Origin of the sequence: Faecalibacterium sp. 3 (genome assembly GCF_048323735.1) — a bacterium.
Classification (GTDB): Bacteria; Bacillota; Clostridia; order Oscillospirales; family Ruminococcaceae; genus Faecalibacterium; species Faecalibacterium wellingii.
Map to the genome: position 1 here is coordinate 2,297,341 of NZ_JBLWFN010000001.1, position 20,029 is coordinate 2,317,369.

At 58.7% G+C, this 20,029-nt stretch carries 17 protein-coding genes; all 17 read right to left on the reverse strand.

Annotated features, from left to right (window positions below; genetic code table 11):
• Positions 1-113 precede the first annotated feature (113 nt).
• A complete protein-coding gene (locus ACNSPV_RS10915) occupies positions 114-1,076 on the reverse strand; it encodes a substrate-binding domain-containing protein (RefSeq protein ID WP_348583414.1) in 963 nt (320 codons plus the stop codon).
• Positions 1,077-1,147: 71 nt separating this feature from the next.
• On the reverse strand, positions 1,148-1,897 hold the full coding sequence (locus ACNSPV_RS10920; RefSeq protein ID WP_316543719.1) for an amino acid ABC transporter ATP-binding protein: 750 nt from the start codon (positions 1,895-1,897) through the stop codon (positions 1,148-1,150).
• A gap of 6 nt (positions 1,898-1,903) precedes the next feature.
• Positions 1,904-2,578: an amino acid ABC transporter permease gene (locus ACNSPV_RS10925; RefSeq protein WP_339395664.1), complete on the reverse strand. Its 675-nt coding sequence runs from the start codon at positions 2,576-2,578 to the stop codon at positions 1,904-1,906.
• Positions 2,559-3,218: an amino acid ABC transporter permease gene (locus ACNSPV_RS10930; protein ID WP_249236746.1), complete on the reverse strand. Its 660-nt coding sequence runs from the start codon at positions 3,216-3,218 to the stop codon at positions 2,559-2,561. The genes ACNSPV_RS10925 and ACNSPV_RS10930 overlap by 20 nt, the downstream gene beginning before the upstream one ends.
• 443 nt (positions 3,219-3,661) lie before the next feature.
• Positions 3,662-5,824 carry an S-layer homology domain-containing protein gene (locus tag ACNSPV_RS10935; RefSeq protein ID WP_348583413.1) on the reverse strand — a complete coding sequence of 721 codons (2,163 nt, stop codon included), beginning with the start codon at positions 5,822-5,824 and terminating at the stop codon, positions 3,662-3,664.
• 85 nt (positions 5,825-5,909) lie between these two features.
• A complete protein-coding gene (locus ACNSPV_RS10940) occupies positions 5,910-7,109 on the reverse strand; it encodes an ABC transporter permease (RefSeq protein ID WP_348583411.1) in 1,200 nt (399 codons plus the stop codon).
• A complete protein-coding gene (locus ACNSPV_RS10945) occupies positions 7,106-7,855 on the reverse strand; it encodes an ABC transporter ATP-binding protein (protein ID WP_348583410.1) in 750 nt (249 codons plus the stop codon). Before ACNSPV_RS10945 ends, ACNSPV_RS10940 begins: the two co-directional genes overlap by 4 nt.
• Positions 7,855-9,627, reverse strand: a complete 1,773-nt coding sequence (locus ACNSPV_RS10950; protein WP_348583409.1) for an efflux RND transporter periplasmic adaptor subunit — start codon at positions 9,625-9,627, stop codon at positions 7,855-7,857. Before ACNSPV_RS10950 ends, ACNSPV_RS10945 begins: the two co-directional genes overlap by 1 nt.
• Positions 9,628-9,874: 247 nt before the next feature.
• On the reverse strand, positions 9,875-11,224 hold the full coding sequence (locus ACNSPV_RS10955) for a HAMP domain-containing protein (protein WP_348583408.1): 1,350 nt from the start codon (positions 11,222-11,224) through the stop codon (positions 9,875-9,877).
• Positions 11,221-11,946, reverse strand: coding sequence for a response regulator transcription factor (locus tag ACNSPV_RS10960; protein ID WP_348583406.1), 726 nt, complete (start codon positions 11,944-11,946; stop codon positions 11,221-11,223). The genes ACNSPV_RS10955 and ACNSPV_RS10960 overlap by 4 nt, the downstream gene beginning before the upstream one ends.
• A 119-nt stretch (positions 11,947-12,065) precedes the next feature.
• The gene (locus tag ACNSPV_RS10965) at positions 12,066-13,052 is read right to left on the reverse strand and encodes a TRAP transporter substrate-binding protein (protein WP_348583405.1); all 987 of its coding nucleotides are present in this window, start codon (positions 13,050-13,052) and stop codon (positions 12,066-12,068) included.
• Positions 13,053-13,175: 123 nt separating this feature from the next.
• Positions 13,176-14,477: a TRAP transporter large permease gene (locus tag ACNSPV_RS10970; protein WP_339395657.1), complete on the reverse strand. Its 1,302-nt coding sequence runs from the start codon at positions 14,475-14,477 to the stop codon at positions 13,176-13,178.
• A 3-nt stretch (positions 14,478-14,480) separates the two neighbouring features.
• Entirely contained in the window at positions 14,481-15,035 is a 555-nt protein-coding gene (locus ACNSPV_RS10975) for a TRAP transporter small permease (protein WP_348583404.1), read from the reverse strand.
• Positions 15,036-15,046: 11 nt separating this feature from the next.
• Positions 15,047-16,075, reverse strand: a complete 1,029-nt coding sequence (locus ACNSPV_RS10980) for a TRAP transporter substrate-binding protein (RefSeq protein WP_374121320.1) — start codon at positions 16,073-16,075, stop codon at positions 15,047-15,049.
• Between the two features lie 225 nt (positions 16,076-16,300).
• Entirely contained in the window at positions 16,301-17,092 is a 792-nt protein-coding gene (locus tag ACNSPV_RS10985) for a response regulator transcription factor (RefSeq protein ID WP_249236756.1), read from the reverse strand.
• On the reverse strand, positions 17,089-18,576 hold the full coding sequence (locus tag ACNSPV_RS10990) for a sensor histidine kinase (protein ID WP_348583403.1): 1,488 nt from the start codon (positions 18,574-18,576) through the stop codon (positions 17,089-17,091). Before ACNSPV_RS10990 ends, ACNSPV_RS10985 begins: the two co-directional genes overlap by 4 nt.
• Before the next feature lie 121 nt (positions 18,577-18,697).
• Positions 18,698-20,014, reverse strand: coding sequence for a sensor histidine kinase (locus ACNSPV_RS10995; protein WP_418268276.1), 1,317 nt, complete (start codon positions 20,012-20,014; stop codon positions 18,698-18,700).
• Positions 20,015-20,029 lie beyond the last annotated feature (15 nt).

Below are 20,029 nucleotides of genomic sequence, written 5' to 3' on the forward strand. Positions count from 1 at the left end.
GGTTTTTCGGACAGGAGTTGTTTTGTTCCAGTATAGCACGTTCCGGCAGATGGTGCAATGCAAAAACGGGCAGGAAAGGTTCAACCCTCTCCTGCCCGTTCGGTGTTTTTTATTTACTGTGCGGCTGCGCTGGAAGCTACTTCGGAAGCAGCAGCCTCAGAAGCTGCTGCCTCGCTGGAAGCGGTCTCGCCGCCCTCAACGACCAGCTCATCCTCATAGTCAAGGCCGTAGGTATCCACCAGAGTCTCCTCATAGTCCTTGTGGAAGAAGTTTTCTTCGCCCAGAGCCTTGATCTCCTCGTTCAGCCAATCCAGAACGGTGGTGTTGCCCTGGCTCACAGCGGGAGCAATGGTGTCCTGACTGCCCAGAGAGGGAATGCCGACCGTGTAGCCGGGGTTCTGCTTTGCAAATGCAATGACCTCGGTGTTGTCGTTGGCCCATGCCACGCCGTTGCCGTTCTCCAGTGCATTCTTGGCCGTTGCATAGGAATCGTACTTCTGCAGCGGAATGTCGGGGTACTCCTTGGTCAGGTAGGTCTCGGCAGTGGTGCCGGAAATGACGATCATCTGATCGTCAGCGTTCCAGTTGTCCAGAGTAGTGATAATATTGCTGTCCGGAGAAATGACGCCCAGTGCAACGTTCATGTAAGGCAGAGCGAAGTCCACTTCCTCTGCGCGCTCGGGGGTCACGGTGAAGTTTGCCAGGATCACATCCACCTTGCCGGTCTGCAGATACTCGATGCGGTTGGCAGCCTCGGTAGAAACAAAGTTGATCTCTACGCCCAGATCCTCGCCCAGACGGCGGGCAAAATAGACATCATAGCCCTGATACTCACCGTTCTCATCCACATAGCCGAACGGGTTCTTGTCGGAGAAAACACCGATATTGATGGTGCCGGACTCCTTGATCTGATCCAGCGTGCGGTAGACCACGCTGCTGCCGGATGCTGCGCTGCCAGATGCTGCAGTTGCGGTGGAAGCAGAAGAAGAGCCGCCGCATGCGGTCAGAACGGCAGCAGCGGACACTGCGCCCAGACCCAGCAGGAAGGAACGACGAGAAATTTTAGACTGTTTCATAGTGGATTCTCCTTTACAAAATCTTTCCCATTGGCTGCGAAACACCCGCAGTCTTTATCTTGATCTGTGACTCATTTCACAGCATCAAACGTGAATGTGCGCAGGAAGCGCTGCGCGCGCTCGGTCTTGGGCCGGTCAAAGAACTCGGCCGGTGCAGCCTCTTCCACGATCTTGCCGCCATCCAGGAAGATGACACGGTTGGCAATGGCGCGGGCAAACTGCATTTCGTGGGTAACGATGATCATGGTCTTGCCCTGCTTGGCAAGGTCCAGCATAACGTCCAGCACCTCGCGCACCATTTCCGGGTCAAGGGCAGCGGTCACTTCATCAAACAGAAGGATCTCCGGGTGCATACACAGTGCGCGCACGATGGCAACGCGCTGCTTCTGTCCGCCGGAAAGCTCACGCGGGTAGCTGTTTTTCTTGGCAAGCAGACCCACGCGGTCCAGCAGGGCCTCGGCCTCCTGCTGCACCTCTGCTTTGGGGCGCTTCTGCACCTTGGTGGGGGCCAGCAGGACATTGTCCAGCACCGTCATGTGCGGGAACAGCTCGTAGCTCTGGAACACCATGCCGATCCGCTGGCGCAGCTGGGTGAGGTTTTTGCCGCCGTAGGCAACGGTCTCACTGCCCAGACGCACACGGCCGCTCTGGGTGGGCTCCAGACCGTTCAGGCAGCGCAGCAGCGTGCTTTTGCCGCAGCCCGAGGGGCCGACCACCACGATGACCTCACCGGGCTTGACGGCAAAGCTGATGTCGTCCAGAACTGGGGTCTCGCCGTAGGCTTTGATCAGATGTTCAACGGTCAAAATAGGTTCTGCCATACACGGTCACTTCCATTTCTTTTCCAGATAGCTTGCCAGCAGGCTGATGGGCCAGCATGCAAGGAAATATAGCACAAAAACTGTGAGATAGATGCCGAAAGCTGCATTGGGGCTGGCGGTGCGGTTGGCCTCAATGATCTGCTGGGCCACCTTGATCACCTCTACCACACCGATCATCAGCACCAGACTGGTGGTTTTGATCATACGGGTGATCAGGTTGATGGACAGCGGGATCAGGCGGCGCACCGTCTGCGGGATGACGATGTACCAGTAGGTCTGGATGCGGCTCATACCCAGCGCTTCAGCGCTCTCGTACTGGTGCTTCGGAATGGCGATCAGTGCACCGCGCACAAGGTCGCTCATTTCGGCAGTGCCCCACAGCACGAACACGATAATCGATGCCGTCTCGCCGGAAAGGTTCCACCCGAACGCGCGGGTGGTGCCAAAGTAGACGAGGAACAGCAGCACCATCTGCGGCATGATACGGATAAATTCCAGATACAGCCGCAGGATCGCCTTGATGATGGGATTGCGGAAGGTCATCAGCACACCCAGCAGAATGCCGAGCGGCAGGCTGATCAGCACGGATGCCGCGCTGATCTTGAGAGCTACGCCAAGACCTCCCATCAGGCGGGCCATGTTTTTGCCCTTGAACAGGACGTCAAGACCCAAATCCAGCATAGCGCAGCCTCCTTTCGATCAGGCTGCCCACGATGGACACCGGCAGCAGGATGATGAGGTAGAACGCCACCAGCAGGAACAGGCATTCGATGGTCTTGGAATACATGCCGATGAGATCCTTGGCCGTGAACATCAGGTCCATCAGGCTGATGGCGCTGAACACGCTGGTCTCCTTGAGCAGGAAGATCACGTTTGCCATGAAGGCCGGCATACTTGTGGACATTGCCTGCGGCAGGATCACATACCGCATGGTCTGCAGACGATCCATGCCCAGACTGTAGGCGCTCTCGGTCTGGATGGGCTCGATGGCTTCCAGACCGCTGCGAAATGCTTCGGCCATATAGCTGCCGCCCAGAAACGCCAGACCTGCGATGCCGCAGATCTCGGCATTGGTCCGGATGCCCACCTTAGGCAGGCCATAGTAGATAAAGAACAGCTGCACCAGCAGCGGCGTGTTGCGGGACAGCTGGATGTAAACACCCACGATCTGCCGCAGCACCGGCACCTTGTCGTATTGGATCACCGCGCACGCAAGCCCGATGATGATGGCAAAGATGATGCCTGCAACGCCCAGCCGTACCGTCAGCACGGCTGCTTTCTGGTAGAGCGGCAAATATTGCTGGATCGCATTCCAGTCCATTGCCGGATTCCTCCCTTGTATCCTGATTTGCGGGTCAAAACAAAACGCCCGGAAGCTCCCTCTTCGAGTAAGCTCCCAGGCGGTCAGCGTCAGATCTCTCTGCGTGTTCCCACACAGAATTTGCAGATATGCTCACACGGCATACCATACTGCAGGGCGGCCGGTCCGGGAAGCGTTTGCGGTACAACAACACATTGCGCAACAACACATCATAGCCGTTTCCTCCCTGAATGATCTCAATTTTCGGATTTGCTCGACCCGATGCATGTAGTTTACACCCCATTACCCATTATGTCAATATGATTATGGGACTTCTTTCGATTCTTTGCTCAATCACCCTAAAATGATATCATCACGTGCGTAAATTTTATTCATTTTTCAGCTTGACCGTATGCGCTGTGCGGACAGCAAAAGCCCTCCCATCGGGGAGGGCGGGACCGGATTCAATTTTTCCTGACCGCGATCAGCACACGGATCTTGCCGCCTGCCGCGCGCAGGCCGCCATCGTACCAGCCGATGAGGGTGTACTCCTCACCGTTCACCTGAGAAAGAGTGGTGGGATAGTAGGTGCCTTTATACCACAGATACACCTGCATCTCATCGGCAGTTTCGTACTTTTTGTTTCCGCTCATGACCGAGGCCGCACCCACCTTGTCAATGACTACGGGCAGCAGCTGCGTCATGGACTTGACCGTACCGGAGGTGCTGGTGCCAATGGCGATGCCGCCTGCCAGCACCGGATATTTGGTACTGGTCTTGTAGGTCGTCTGTTTGCCGTTCACGTAGCACACGTAATCTGCACCGCTTCCCAGATAGTTGAGCACGGTGCTCAGGCTGCCGCTGGTATTGTTGGCGCCCAGTTTGAGCAGGTAGCTTGCCAGTTTATCGGTGCTGCCGGTCACGCTTTCCCACAGGCTGCTGCCAATGCTGCCGTCCACAAGGCCCCACAAAAGATCGCCGGTGCTGGGCAGCACGATATCCGCCACATCGCTGATGATCTGGGAATCATCCGTCGTGGTCGTGGTGGTGCTGCTGCCGGTCGTGCCAGTGGTGCTGTCGTTCCCTGTGAGCTTTTTGATCGCCGTGCTGACCGTCATGCCGGAGGAGGTCGTTCCGCTGGTGGTGGTCGTGGTGTTGTTGATGAGATTCTTCACATCATCCAGCACGCCATAGGTCCACAGATCACCGGTCACATCGTTCAGGATCAGGCGGTCGATCTGGCCGTTTTCGTTGGTGGTGTAGTAGCGCACATCGGCGTCAGAAAGTGTTACCCCCGATAGGCGGCTGGGACTTACCGTCCCAGCCACACCCTCCGATGTCGTATCCAGAATTTCTACGTCGTCTGCAAGGGCAGTGCCGCCCAGAGCAGTGCCGTCTGCATTGATGGTGCCGGAGGTGCTGGTTTTGGTGATGGTCTCCACCTGTTCACCCTCGGCGTTCACCGTGATCTTCACCATCCAGCCCGCCGGGTAATTCAGGCTTTTGTCCACATTCACGGTGCGGGTAACGCCGTCAGTGCACTTGACTGCCACCGCCTGCCGGACGTCCGCACCGTTTTCCTCCACAAGGCTGCGGGCGGCGGTCTGCACCACACCATAGAACACTTCGTCCGCTTCATCGCCAGTCAGCACCGCAACGGCCTCGTTGTTCATGCCCAGCAGCAGGGTGACCACCTGCCCCACGCCGCCGCCGTTCAGGCTGGACAGCTGTGCCGCCGCCGAGGAGCTTGCAATGGTGTAGCTGGTGCCTGCCACGGTAACAGAGGTGGGTGCGCTGGCGCTGGGCGACACCGCCGTGATACGGCCTGCTGCCTTGCGGGTGTAGATCCACACCGTCTTTGCGCTGGCATTGTAATAGTATACGTCATAGGCGGAAAGCTGTGCCGAGGTGCTCACACTGCCATTGCGGTAGATGGCCTCTGGCACAAAGGGCAGGCTCTCACCCTCGGATGCCACAAAGGGGCCCTCCAGACTGCTGAGCAGGATGGAGGAAACATCCACCTGACCGTTCGTCACGGTGTAGCCCAGCGTGGTGCCGTACACACTGCCGTCTGCCGTATTTGCGGTAAGGGCATTGTACAGCAGCACTGCGCCCTCTTCCAGAGTCATGGTCTGGCCCTGCGTGCAGCCCAGATTGCTCCGCAGGCCGATGGCATTGGCCTTGTTCAGCTGTGCTGCCGGAAAACCACCGGTCAGGGTGGTGATATCGTAGCCCAGCAGGGTCAGGGCGGCAGTGCAGGCTTCTTCCAGCGTGACGGTGTTATCCGGGCGGAAGGAACCGTCGGTGTAGCCGCTCATCCAGCCCTGCTGCACTGCAATGCGGATATAGGGCGCATCAGCGCTGCTGCCGTTCACATCGGTATACAGGGTACCGATGCTGCCCTGCGTATTGGCGTTATCGTGGTAGGCAGAAAAGGCCACCAGCAGCTTTGCCAGCTGCCCGCGGGTGAGCGGCGTGCTCAGCCCGGCCGCTTCCTCGGTGGAGAAAGCGCCCAGCGTCACCGCCGTCTGCACCGCCGTGTTGGAGCCCGCTGCCGAAGCCGGCAGCACCAGCACGGACACGCCGATGCACACCGCCAGCAGCAGTGCGAGAAATCGTTTTTTCATAGTTGCCTCCTTAATTTTGGGCTCGCCCTTTGGGAGAGCTCCGGCATTGCGCCGCTGCAAGCGGACCGTGCCGGTGAGAGGGTTATCAGTCATAGCGCAGCGCTTCGATGGGGTTCAGCCGGGCCGCACGCTTTGCGGGCAGGTAGCCGAACAGCACACCGATGCCCACCGAAATGCCAAAGGCCACAGCCACCGAGCCAAGGGACGGCGACACAGTCATTTCCATATCGCTCATGACCAGCGGCAGGATCCTGTTGGCGAGCGCGGAAAGCAGATAGCCGAGACCGATGCCCAGCACGCCGCCAAAGGCGGAAGTGGTGGCAGCTTCGGTGACGAACAGGCCCAGAATGACCCGTTCCTTCGCACCCAGCGCCTTGCGGATGCCGATCTCACGGGTGCGCTCGGTGACGGACACCATCATGATGTTCATGATGCCGATGCCGCCCACCAGCAGCGAGATCGCCGCAATGGCTGTGAGGATGGTGACGACCATGTTCACCATGGAGGTCATCATATCCAGCATTTCGCTCATGCTGGTGACCATGTAGCCCTCATCGGAATTGAGCAGCTCCTGCAGACCATTTTCCAGTACGGTCTTCGCTTCGGAAATGTTGTCCTCGCTGGTCACGGTGACAGCGTAGGAGCTGGCGGTGCTGGTCTTTGAAACGCGGAGCGCCGTGGTGTAGGGCAGCAGAACGATATCATCGCTGCTGCCCTCCTGATCCGAGGTGTCTGTCACCTTGGCTTCCAGTACGCCCACAATCGTATATTTCTCCGAGCCGATCTTGATGGTCTGGCCCACGGCATTGCCGCCATAGGCCACACGGCTGATATAGTCGCCCACAACGCAGATCTTCTTGTTGTCGGTCAGATCCACATAGTTGATACCGCGCCCGACGCGGACGATGTAGCCGCTCATCCCAAGATAGCTCTCGCTCACGCCCTTGACGGAGGTATTGCTGTAGCTGGTGGTGCCCACCTTCACGGTGCTGTTGATGCTGGCCGTAGGCGACACAGCCTCGAACAAATCCGGGTGGGCATCCACGAGGCTGTAAACATCCTCCACCTCCACCGAGCGGGAGCCGTAGCCCATGACCTGCACGCTGATGATATTGGTGCCAAGGTCTGCAAAGCTGGACGCGATGCTCTGGGTCATGCCGTTGCCCAGACCCACGATGACGATGACCGCCGTCACGCCAATGATAATGCCCAACATGGTGAGGAAGGTGCGGAACTTGTTGCTCCAGATGTTCTGGACAGCCTCGCGGAAGGTCTCATAGATCATGATGCGCTCCCCTCCTGTTCCGTCCTGATCCCACAGCCGGGCTGCACCACGGCTTCGGGTGCGTGGGCATCGCCGTCGTACACCACATGGCCGTCCTCCAGCCGGATGATGCGCCGGGCCTGCACGGCAATGGAGTTATCGTGGGTGATGAGCACCACGGTATTGCCCTGCCGGTGCAGCTCCTGCAGCATTTTCAGTACCTCACGGCCGGTGTGGCTGTCCAGTGCGCCGGTGGGCTCGTCGGCCAGAATGACAGCCGGACGGCCTGCCAGTGCCCGCGCGATGGAAACACGCTGCTGCTGACCGCCGGAAAGCTGGTTGGGCTTGTTCCGGAGCTTATCTCCAAGGCCCACCCGTTCCAGTGCTGCGGCGGCACGGCAGTGACGCTCCCCGCGCGGCACCCCGGCATACACCAGCGGAACCTCCACGTTTTCCATCAGGCTGAGCTTGGGCAGCAGGTTATACTGCTGAAAAATGAAGCCCAGCAGCTCGTTGCGGATCTCGGCCAGTTCATCGCGGCTCATTCTGCCCACATCCCGGCCATTGAGTTTATAGGTGCCCGCCGTGGGCACATCCAGACAGCCGATGATGTTCATGCAGGTGGATTTGCCGGAGCCCGACTGGCCCACGATGGCCACGAACTCGCCCTTGTTGATCTGCATCGAAATGTGATCTGCAGCCTTTACAAGGGTATCGCCCATCTGGTAATACTTGCACACATGATCAAATTCAATGAGGGCACTCATCAGAAGCCACCTCCCGGGCCTCCGTTCCCTCTGCCGTGCCCGCCGCTGTCGCTGGCGTTCTGTTTTTCAGCAGCGTCGGCATCGTAGGCGATGGTGCCGCCCGGGCCCACCATGAATTCCATGCTGTCGCTGGCGTTCTGCTTTTCAGCGGCGTCGGCATCGTAGGCGATGGTGTCGCCCTCCTGCAGGCCGCCGGTCACCTCGATCGAATCGTTGTCGCTGGTGCCGGTGGTGATCTTTACGTACACATAGCCGTCCGGCGCAGTCATATCCTGCACGGCGTTGACGGCACTGGGCGAGTCCTTTGTGACAAGCACGTAATTGCCGCGCACCACCGCGCCATTGGGAATGGTGAGGGCGTTCTCGGCACTGCTCACCTCGATCTCGGCCGTGGCATTCATGCCGGGCAGCAGATCGCCGGTATCATCAATGCGGATGGTCACCGGGTAGGTCGTGGTGCCGCCGGTGGTGGTGCCTGCAGCGGAAACGCTGGTGACCACGCCGGTAAAGGTGCGGTCCGAGATGGCGTCTGCGGTGATGGTGACGGTCTGTCCCTCCTTGATGGAGAGGATCTCCAGCTCGTCCACATTCAGGGTCATTTCCAGATAGCTCAGATCGTAGATGGTGCACAGCGTCTCGCTGGAAGCTGTGTCGGTGCCCACAGTGTCACCGGCCTTGACATTCTTCTGGATCACGGTGCCGCTGATGGGCGAGGTGATGGTATAGTTTTCCATCTGTTTTTCGGTGTCGCTCATGGAAAGCTGTGCGTTCAGCAGACTGTCGGCAGCGGACTGCACCTGCCTGCTCAGCTCGGCGCCGGAAAGCTGCACAATGGCCGTGTTCGCCGCAACGGCGGTGCCCTCTTTGACACAGACAGCGGACACGGTGCCGCTGGTGGTGGCTGTGACGGTCTGCTGGTGCTGGTAATCGAACCGGGCCGAGGCCAGCGCACTGACGCCATTGATGGAGGCCGATGCTGCCTGTGCAGTGGTCAGGCTGCCGTTGTTCGGCACCGCAATGGTCACGGTGCGCACCAGCAGATTGCCGCTGCTGATGGTGTCGGTGCCGGCCACAGCCTGCACCGTGCCGGGAAGGGTCTCAAAGGTACCGTTGAGCATGACCTGTGCAGCCTGACCCACGGCAAAATTGGAAGCATCTGCCGCCGGGAATTCCAGCGTGAGCAGCAGGCTGGAATCGTCCCGCACGGTGGCGATCTCCTGCCCGGCGGTCACGTAGTCACCGGCCTTGACCTTGATGGAAGCCACCGTGCCGCCAATGACACTGCGGATGTACTGGGCATCGGCGGCATCGTCGTAGCTGCGCTGCGCCTGCTCCAGAGCGAGCTGGGCCTTTTCCACGCTGGTGGCAACGTCTGAGCTGTCGATGGTATACAGCACCGTTCCCTTTTCGATGGTATCACCCACCTCGAAATCGGCGGTGAGCACGGTACCCTTCACCAGCGACTTGACCGTATAGGTATTGGCTGCGGAAATGGTTCCGGAACCGCTGAAGGTGTTGGTGATATCCCGCCGTTCCAGCGCTGCTTCCACATACTGGGTGCTGGCCTGCACGTCTTTTTTGCTGGTTTTGGGCAGCAGCACCGCAGCGGCCACCGCCGCCACGCACACCACCGCCGTGATCTTTTTCCAGTTGTGCTTCAAAAACTGTTTCGGGTCTTTTTTGCCCGGCTGCGCCGCCGGGCTTTCAAATCCCAGCAGCTCCTGCCGGGCCTCCGGCAGCTGCGCCGGCTCGCTGTTTTTCTTTCGCAGCATTGTATCGCCCCTCCTGTATTGTGTACAGCGGTGGTACTCCCCCGCCAATATCTGGAAGTATACAGGATGATTCTTAGGAAAAGGGGCAGGAATTTCTTAAGAGTGGTTAAGATGAAAAAAGACAGCGTCAGCTTTTCCATGGGGAAAGCCCCTGCAAAGCCACATCCTTTTCCGCACCGCCAAAGCTGAGAGGGTACAGCAGCTGACAACAAAAAAACTGCCGCACTCTCATGCAGCAGTTCTAAATTTACTCTTTTGCTGTTTTGAACAGCAGTGTCATGCGGAAAACGCCCTCCGGCTGCTCAATGCGGCAGACACCCTGCATTTTTTCCATCATGGTTTCGATGCTGGGCAGGCCCACCTTGGTGCTCTCTGAGGAAGCAGGCACCGGCAGCACGCAGTTCTCAAAACAAAGCCCCGCTTTGCTTCCCTCCTGCACGAAGCGCACGACAACATCCCTGTCCGGATCTGCATACTTGAGCAGATTGGAGGTGATGTTATCCAGAATGCGGCGCACATACTGCCCGCTGACCGAGAGCAGCACGTCCTCATCGCCCAGTTCCAGCGCGCAGGCAAAGCCGCGCTGCTGCAGCGTTTCCACCATTTCCGTGAGCGGCTCTTCAAACACGGCTGAAAAATGTGCGGGCGGGTCCAGCACGGCCACGGTATCCCGGGTGACCAGCGCATACTCGAACAGATTATCCGAAAGCTGCTTGATCTGCCGAGCCTTCGCGTCGATCTTGTTCAGGTAATTGTCGGCCTGTTCCGGCGTTTCGTACTTGCGGCAGCGCAGGATCTCGGTATACAGCAGCAGGGTGGTCAGCGGCGTGCGCAGGTCGTGAGACATTTCGGTGATGAGGTTTTTCACCTTGGCCGACGCCTGCGCCTCCTCTTCCTGCTGCTGGCGCAAGGTCACCCGCATGGAGTCCAGACAGGACGCCAGCGTGGTGATCTCGTCGCTGCCGCGGATGGTAATGGGGTGATCCAGATCGCCGCCCTCCATGGCCTGGATCTCCTCGCTGAGCTGCACGACGTAGCGCACGATCCTGCGGCAGTGCAGCAGGAAGAGGCTCGGGAACCACCATAAGATGCACAGGCAAAGCAGGATTTCGCACCCGGTGCCGTAATAGGTATTGAAGCCGTTGTAATAGAGCATCGCGCTCACCTCGCCGTCTGCAAAGGTGAGCGTGTAGCAGGGCAGCCAATCGTAAAAGCCGGTCTTATCCACCAGAACACCCGGGTTCTGATCCGATGTGCCGTTCTGCGGCAGAAACGAGATCATCCCGTCTTTGGGTGCAAACGAAGAGTAGATCATCGTCTGGCCCCGGTAGAGTTCCAGCAGGGTATAGCGCCGCTTATGGCTCCAGTCTGTCAATTCCTTTACATCGGTACTGTCAAGGTGATGTTCGGTCACATAGCTCTGCAGCTCCTGCACCTGTTTCTGGGTGGCGTGCTGCTGTACCTCCGCGCGGCTGAACCAGAAGCGCAGCCCCTTGGCAAGCACCACCTGCGATACTGTCAGCAGCAGCACGCTTTCCAGCGCCGCCAGCGCAATGATGCGTATGAACTGCTTTGCAAGGCCGTGATGCTCTTTCATAAGCGGCCTTCCTCTCCGGCAGCAAAGCGGTAGCCTTTGCCCCACACGGTACAGATACGGGCGGGTTTTTGCGGATCATCCTCCACCTTCATGCGCAGATTACGGATGTGCACCATCACCGTGCCGTTGGAGACATAATAATAAGGCTCGTTCCACACTGTTTCGTAGATGACCTGGATGGAATAGATGCGCTGCGGGTTCTGCATCAGCAGCCGCAGGATCTTGTATTCGGTCTCGGTCAGGTCCACCTCCCGCTCATCCACCCACACCCGGTTGCAGTCCAGCGCAAGCCGCACGCCGTGCGCTTCCAGCGTGGTGTTGCGCGGCTTCTGCGGTGCCTGCTCCTTGCCCAGATAGACGCAGTACCGGCGCAGCAGTGCCTTGACCCGGGCACTGAGCTCCGTAAAGGAGAAGGGTTTTGCCAGATAGTCGTCGCCGCCCGCAGTCAGGCCCAACAGCTTATCGGATTCCTGCGATTTTGCGGTGAGGAACAGGATGGGCACCGTTGAGTTCTTGCGCAGCTCCTCACATACACGCAGGCCGCTCATGCCCGGCATCATGATGTCCAGAATAACAAGATCCACCTCCGGGTTGAACAGTTCCAATGCCCGCAGGCCGTTTTCCGCTTCCAGAATATGATAGCCTTCCCCTGCCAGCAGGATGCGCACACCGTCCCGGATGTCCGGGTCGTCCTCCACGATCAGAATCGTCTGTCCTGCCATTCTCTTTTCCTCCCAGTTTTCATTCATTTCTTTCAGTATACCAGCCCGCTGCCGCGTTTTCCACGAAAGATTTCTTAGGAAATATTAAGAGAGTATTTTTGAATCATGCTTTAGCGGCCTCAATTCCGCTGTATCTCTTCCACCAGCGGCAGATAGTCGGCACAGTATTTCTGGTACAGCGGCTGCACCAGCTGCCGGAAGTTCTGCATTTCTTCTTCGGGCAGCGGCAATTCCCGGCACCCGCCCGCCAACGCCGCTTCGCGGGCCGTTGTTTCCTCCTGTGCCCAGAGCTGGCGCTCATACTGTGCCGATGCCCGGGCGCATTCCTGCAGGATCTGCCGGTATTCCTCCGGCAGTGCATTCCATGTGCGGCCGGAAGCAAGCTGCACCTCCGGCACGCGGCTGTGTTCATCGGCCATGTAGTACCGCGCCACCTTGTAGTGCTCCATGGAATAGTAGGCTGGCCAGTTGTTCTCAGCAGCATCGATCTGTCCGGTCTCAAAGGCCGAGTAGACGTCACTGTAGGCCGAAGTTTCCGGCACTGCACCCAGCAGGCGGATCATATCGATCACGATCTGGGAGTCCTGTACGCGGATGGTCTTGCCCTGCAGGTCGCTCAGGCTGCGCACCGGCTGACGGGCATAGAAGGAGCGTGCACCTGCGTCATACCAGCTCAGGCCCACCATGCCCTGCGCGGTAAAATTCTGCAAAAACGCCTCCCCGATGCTGCCATCCAGCACACGCCACATATGGTCGGCATCCCGGTAGAGATACGGCAGCAGCAGCACGTTGAGCCGGGGCAGATCATCAGCGGCCACCGACAGTGACACACGCGCAAAATCCACGCCGCCAATGGCAAGCTGCTCCCACACCTGCTGCTCTGAGCCGTACTCGCCGTTTGCCTTGATCTGAACGACCACCCTGCCCCCGGTCTGCTGCTGCACAAGGTCTGCAAAATACTGCGCACCCTGCGTGGTGGGATACCCGGCAGGCTGGTTGTCGGCATAGGTCAGCACAAAGTCCGGCACGGTCTGCTGCTGCGCGGCACAGCCTGCCAGCTGCAGCGCAGCAAGGCCCAGCCCGGCCAGAAAAGTCCGTCTACGCATCTTGTCTCACTCCCCTTTTGCTGATAGTATACCGCAGCGGCACAGGGTTGTGCAACAGGAAAAGGCGGTGCCCGCCGCAAAGCAGGTACCGCCTTTTAGGAGAAGAAAAAGGAGATGTCTCAGTTACATCAGGCCCATTGCCTGAGGCAGTGCGGTAGACACTGCCGGGATAAAGGTAACCAGCAGCAGACCGCCGATGATGGCCACATAGTACATGAGCATGTACGGCATGACCTTGGCAAGCGAGGTGCGGCCCACCTTGATGCCCACAAACAGTGCATTGCCCACGGGCGGAGTGATATTGCCGATGCACAGGTTATACACGAGGATCAGACCGAACTGTACCGTGCTCATGCCAAAGCTCTGGCAGATGGGCAGGAACAGCGGGGTGAAGATAAGGATGGCCGGGGTCACGTCCATGAAGGTGCCGGACACCAGCAGGATCACGTTCATGATAAGCAGGATCACATACTTGTTGCTGGTCAGGCTGAGCAGGGCAGCCGCCACAGCATCCGGGATCTGCAAGAAAGCCATGACCCAGCCCAGAATGTTGGAAACACCCACCAGAAACACCACCATGCCGGACATCTTGGCAGAGTCCACAATGATCTTCCACAGGCTCTTCAGGTTGATGGAGCGGTAGCAGAAAGCCAGCACCAGCGCGTAGACGACCGCGATGGCAGAGCCCTCGGTGGCGGAGAACACGCCGCCGATGATGCCGCCGATGACCACGATGATCAGGGACAGAGAAGGCAGGGCGCGCAGGGTGCATACGCCGAGATTTTTCCAGTCGAACTTGCCGGGAGTGCCTTTATAGCCCAGCTTGACAGCCAGCAGCACGCCCACCACACAGCAGCACAGTGCCCAGATGATGCCGGGGATGTAACCGGCCATGAACAGCGCAGCCACAGAGGTACCGCCGGACGCCAAAGAGTAGGTGATCAGAGCGTTGGACGGCGGGATCAGCAGGCCGGAGCAGGAAGAGGCGGCGTTTGTGGCAGCAGTAACGGCGGGATCGTAGCCCTGCTCCTCGGCACCGTCGCGAATCATGGAGCCGACGGCAGCAGCCGCGGCGGAGGCGGAGCCGGAAATGGCGCCGAACAGGGCGTTGGTGCCGATGTTGGTCACCAGCAATGCGCCGGGCAGCTTGCCCAGAATGGCCATGACGAAATCCACCAGACGCTTGGCGATGCCGCCCTGATTCATGATGTTGCCCGCCAGAATGAAGAACGGGATGGCGGTAAGGCTGAACTTGCTCATACCCACAAAGGTGCGCTGAGCAGCCGTCAGCACAGCCACGTTCAGGTCGATGGAAGAAAGGATGGCAGTCAGCGAAGAGACTGCAATGGCGTACGAGATAGGCACGCCGAGAAACAGCAGCACCAGCAGCACTGCCAGGATCACGAGTAATGCTTGAATTGCCACAGCTTAGTCCTCCTTGTTTTCCTTGTCAGCATCGGCAGCCATCTCGGCTTCCACCTTTGCAAAGTCTGCATCCTCCGGGGCATCCAGACAGATGGAGCCGTTGGCGATGCCGATAATATTCAGCACAGAATACACCAGAATGATCACGCCGCAGACCGGCATGACCCAGTAGAACACACCCACGGCCACGCCCAGCGAGGAAGTCTGCTGGCCCATTGCCAGCTTGGACACCTGAAAACCGCCGAAGACCAGAATGGCAGCAGAGAAGATGAAGGCGATGACCTCGGCAAAGATGTGGAACGCCTTGCGCATGGTGGGGTTGAACCGGTCTACCAGCACGGGGATGTTCATGTGGCCGCGCTCACCGGAAACGATGGTAGCGCCCAGCATGGTGCTCCAGCCGAACAGATAGCCCACCAGCTCTTCCGACCATGTGGAGGGCGAATTGAAGATGTAACGGACGATGACCTGATAGGTAGTCAGCACCACCATGACCGTCATGCTCAGGCCTGCCAGCAGGTTGAGCAGCTTGTTCAGAGTATTTCTCAGTTTTTCCATGATGCTCCTCCTCAGTCCGCAGTATGGGCAGCGTTGTGCTGCTGGATCCGATCATAAATGGGCTGCAGCTCCGGATTTGCTGCCAGCACGGAATCGTGCAGGGGGGCCATGGCCTCCTGGAACGGTGCCGTGTCCGGATAGATGAAGTTGACATGCTGCTCATTCTCAGCCTTGTCCTTGGCCTCGGCCACAGCATCCTCCCATGCATCCTGCTCGGTGCTCTTTACGATCTGAAAGCCCTCTTCAAAGATGGCGCGCTCCTCGTCGCTGAGCCCGTTCAGGAAGGCGTAGTTTGCCACCAGAAGATCCGGCACCATCTGGTGCATATCGTAGGAGTAATACTTGCAGATATCACCGTGGCCGTTATCCGTCAGGGCCAGCTCGTTGTTCTCGGCACCATCCAGAATACCGGCCTGCAGTGCGGTATACACATCACCGAAGCCCATAGGGGTGGCCGTGCCGCCCAGCAGGCGCATCATTTCCACGTTGGTGGGCGACTGCTGCACGCGGATCTTCAGGCCCTTCAGGTCGGAAGGCTGGTTGATGGGGGTCTTGATGGTGTAGAAGTTGCGGGTGCCCGCATCCAGCCATGCCACCGTTTCCAGACCGGCCTTGGAGGTAGTCTTGAAAATGGGATCGGTCACCTCGGGGTCGTCCATGGCCTCGTGGTAGGCTTCCACGCCGGAGAACAGATACGGCAGGTTGAAGATCTGGTACTTGGCACTGAAGGTCTCCATGATGGCAGTGGATGCCACCACAAAGTCGATGGCGCCGGTCTGGGTCAGCTGCACCATTTCGGTCTGAGAGCCCAGCAGCTCGCTGGGGTACACTTCCACGCGGTACTTGTCGCCCAGTTTCTCGTTGATGTAGTTGGCAAAGGCTTCCAGTCCCAGATGATCCGGGTGGGTCTGGGACTGCACATGGCCGATGCGCACGATCTTGCGGTCATCGCCGTCGGAGCCTGCTCCGCAGCCGGTGAACATCATGCCACTGGTCAGTGCCGCAGCGCCCATCAGCGACAGAAACGTTCTTCTCTTCATGAATTGCATCCTCTCTTTTCTCTCTTTTTCTATGATTAGATTTTAACAAACCGTGAATTTTTGCGAAACCGGATTATTTTGCGAAACGCAGCACGATTTTATCTTTGTTGTATCCAAGTACAATTTTTGCATCCCTCAGACGAAAGAAACTGGCAAAAACAAAGAAGCACCCGTCCTTCTCCTGCTGACAGGCAGGAAAGAACGAGTGCTTCTTTTATATCCGTTTTATCCTTGTACCGCTTTTTCCGCTGCGGCCATGCGGTACTCCGAAGGGGTCTGGCCCGTCAGGCGCTTGAACACCCTTGTAAAATAGTTGGCATCGCTGTAGCCCACAGCCGCACCGATGTCCTTCATGTTCAGGCGCGGGTCCAGCATCAGCTGGCGGGCCCTGTTCACCCGGTATTCGTTCAGGTAGGCCGAAAAGTTCACCTTGAAACACTGTTTGAACAGCTTGCAGAAGTAAGCATCCGAGTAACGCAGGGCAGCTGCGGCATCCTGCATGGAGATGTCTTCCCGATAGTGGGCATCGATAAAGCTGCCGATCTCGGCCCGGATGATGGCGGTACGCATGTCCCCGTCCTCCTCTGGGCGGACAGGCTCCTCCGGCACAGGGGCTTGCAGCGGGCGGGCAGGCAGCTGCACCGACACCTGCCGGATGGCTTCCTCCACCGCAAACACCAGTTCCTGCTCGTTGTAGGGCTTGAGCAGATACTCCATGGCCCGCACGGAGATTGCCTGCCGCGCGTAGTCAAACTTGTCAAATCCGGTCAGGAACAGGATCGCACAATTTTTGTCTGTCTCACGGATCTTGCGGGCCACTTCCAGCCCGGTGAAGCCGGGCATTTCGATGTCCAGAACCGCCACCTGCGGTGCTTCGCGGGCAAAGAGCTCCATGGCTTCCCTGCCGTTTTTCGCCTCGTACAGGCTGATCAGATCCCCCAGATATTTCTGCAGCGTCTTGCACAGCACCTTGCGCTCGATCAATTCATCCTCTGCCACCAGCAATTTGCACTTCACGAAGGTTCTCCCTCCCTTTCTTCCGTCCACTGCGTCTGTGGGATCTCAAACCGTACCACCGTGCCGCGGCCTGCGCGGCTGTATACCTGCATTTTGCCGCCCGGATACAGCATCCCGATGCGGCGGGAAATATTGCCAAGGCCAATGCTGCGGCCGGTCTGCTCACTCTGGGCAATCCGGGCCTGCAGGGTATCCAGTTCCTCTGCCGTCATTCCCCTGCCGTTGTCCGCGACCGTGAGCACCAGCACGCTGCCCTGCATCCATGCCCGCAGCAGGATGCGCCCGCCTTCCTCGCAGGACTTGAGCCCGTGAGAGTATGCATTTTCCACCACCGGCTGCAGTATAAAGGACGGCACCAGCACCGCCGCAGGCTGCACCCGGATGCTCTTTTCCACCGTAATGCGTCCATCGAACCGCATTTGCTGCAGATAGATATAATCTTCCAGCCCGTCCAGTTCCTCTTCCAGTGTGATCTGCTGACGCTTGGTGCGCAGATTGTGCCGGAACAGGCTGCCCAGATGCACGATCATCTGGTCGGTGGTGGAAGCGTCCTCCAGTCGGGCCATGCAGGAGATCATGTTCAGGGTATTGAACAGAAAATGCGGGTTCACCTGACTCTTGAGCACTTCCAGCCGGGTGTGTTCCAGATCTTTTTCCAGCGCAAGGTTCCGCACCTCTTCCCGGTGCAGGGCCTGCTGGGTGCTCAGCTGCTGGGCCATGGCGTGCTTCATCTGGTTGAAGGTGCCTGTCAGCCGCCCCACCTCGTCGCTGCTTTTTACCGGCAGATCCGGACCGGAAAGATCCCCCTCGGCAATGCTGCGGGAAGCCTGCGCCAGCTCCAGCAGCGGGCGCACCACCGCGCGGCTCAGCCCCCGCACCAGCAGCACCATCAGTGCTGCCGCCGTCAGGAACAGCCCCAGATACAGCCACGGCAGATGCCGGATGTGGGCTGCCGTGCTGCTGTAAAGGGTATTTTCCTGTTCCAGTGTGGCCTGCGTCAGCCGCAGTGCATACTCGGCAAGATAATCCTGCAGGGCCATCACATGGTACATCCGTTCGATGTAGGTATCCGCTGAGGGCGAAAGCCGTAAAAAGGCGTCCCGTTCCTGCCGGTAGCCCTCGTAGCCCTGTAAAAGGTTCCATGTGCGGGCATAGCGTTCCGCACCGATGCGGGCATAATCGAAGGGCAGGGCCGCAAGGCTCTGTTCGGCCGCAGCGCAGGCGGCGGTGTAGACCTGCTCACTTTCCGAGGTGGGCTGCCGCACATAGCGTGCAAAAGCCTGTGTTTCGTCCTTGATGGCATCCTGCACCGTGTAACAGGCGGCGTTGTCGGCCAGCAGCGCGTCAAAGGCGCGCACGGCCCACTGACCCACCACCGTGGCGATGCCGTTGGAAAGCATCGTTACCAGCAAAATCGCGGCAAGCCATGCCGTGACCCTGCGGCGCAGGGAGATCCCGCCCCGCGTAGTTTTGTTCGGTGCCATACGCTCCCCTCCTGCCCTGCTGTACCCAGTCTTTCGTTTAAGTATACCGATTTCCCGGGGAAAGTGCAACCAAAAAGCACCGGCTTGTGCAAAAAAGCCGGTGCCTGAGGGCAGGAATATTCTACAGGTTCAGCAGCACATTGGCCCGGAAAACGTTGCCGCCCGTTTCCACCGTCAGATTGCCGTTATACCTGTGCACGGCAGTTTCGACGGAAACAAGGCCGATGCCCTGTCCGTCATGTTTGGTGGAGTGCAGAACGCGGCCCTGCTTTTTCAGCACGCCATCGTAGCGGTTTTCCACCATTAAGCCCATCATGGCCGGACTGAGCATCCGGGCCAGCACCTTGACCTGCCGTTCTTCCGGCGGCAGCTTCTGGCTGGCATGGAGCGCATTTTCCAGCAGATTGCCAAGAATGGTGCACAGGTCGGCTTCCGGCAGGGGCAGGAATCTGGGCAGTTCCAGTTTCCATTCCACCGGAATGCCCTGTCTCCGGGCCTCATAATCGTAGTGGCCGGCAAGCGCATCCACCGCAGCGTTGGCACACAGGGTGGGCCGGGCATCGCTGAGCTCGCTCTCGTACTGGCTCAGGTAGCTTTTCAGTTCGTCCAGCCGCCCGGCCTCGGTCAGGCCGGAGATCACATGCAGATGCTGGCGGAAATCGTGCCGCAGGTGGCGGGTCTGTTCCAGATAGCTGCGCAGCTCCATATAGCGGCGGGACTCGACGGCCAGCAGCTGGTTTTCACGATCCAGCTGAGAACTGCGGGTGTATTCCTTTGCCACGTGGTACATCTCGTACAGCAGCAGAAAGATGCCCAGCAGTGAGATGCTCACCGCCAGCACTGCAATGATGCGGATGCGGTTCATCAGGACGATACCGATCTCCTTCGGCATGCAGAACACCAGAAACGCCGCGTACAGCGCCGGCAGCGGCCATGCCGACTCCCAGAACGCTTCGCCGTGGTACTCCTGCAGCAGCCACCGGCTCCAGCGCACTGCTGTAAAGCGAAAAATCGTGCTGAGTATCACCGAGAGGGTCAGGCAGATGACCGAGGTGCTGGGCAGAAACACCGGCAGTGCATTGTCCAGCTCGGCTTCTGCGTTCAGCACGACGGCAAGCAGGGTGCACACAGACATCATCACTGCCGACACCGAGAACAGAAACATGGTCTGACTGATTGATACTTCCCGGTCGGTGCGCCAGCGCAGCAGCCAGAAGCTGATGATGAGCAGCGGGATGAGCAGGAAGTTCGTTTCTATGTCCAGCATGCTGCACACCGCTGCGCCAGCCAGACTCATCAGTGTGATCACCGATGCACCGATGGCATAGGTTTTACGCGGCGCACGCAGGTGCTCCTGCAGCGAGGCAAGGCAGAGGTATTCTGCCGGATACATCATTGCAAATTCCAGAAAAAACCGTCCAAACAATGCAAAATTCACAAGCATTCCTCCTCT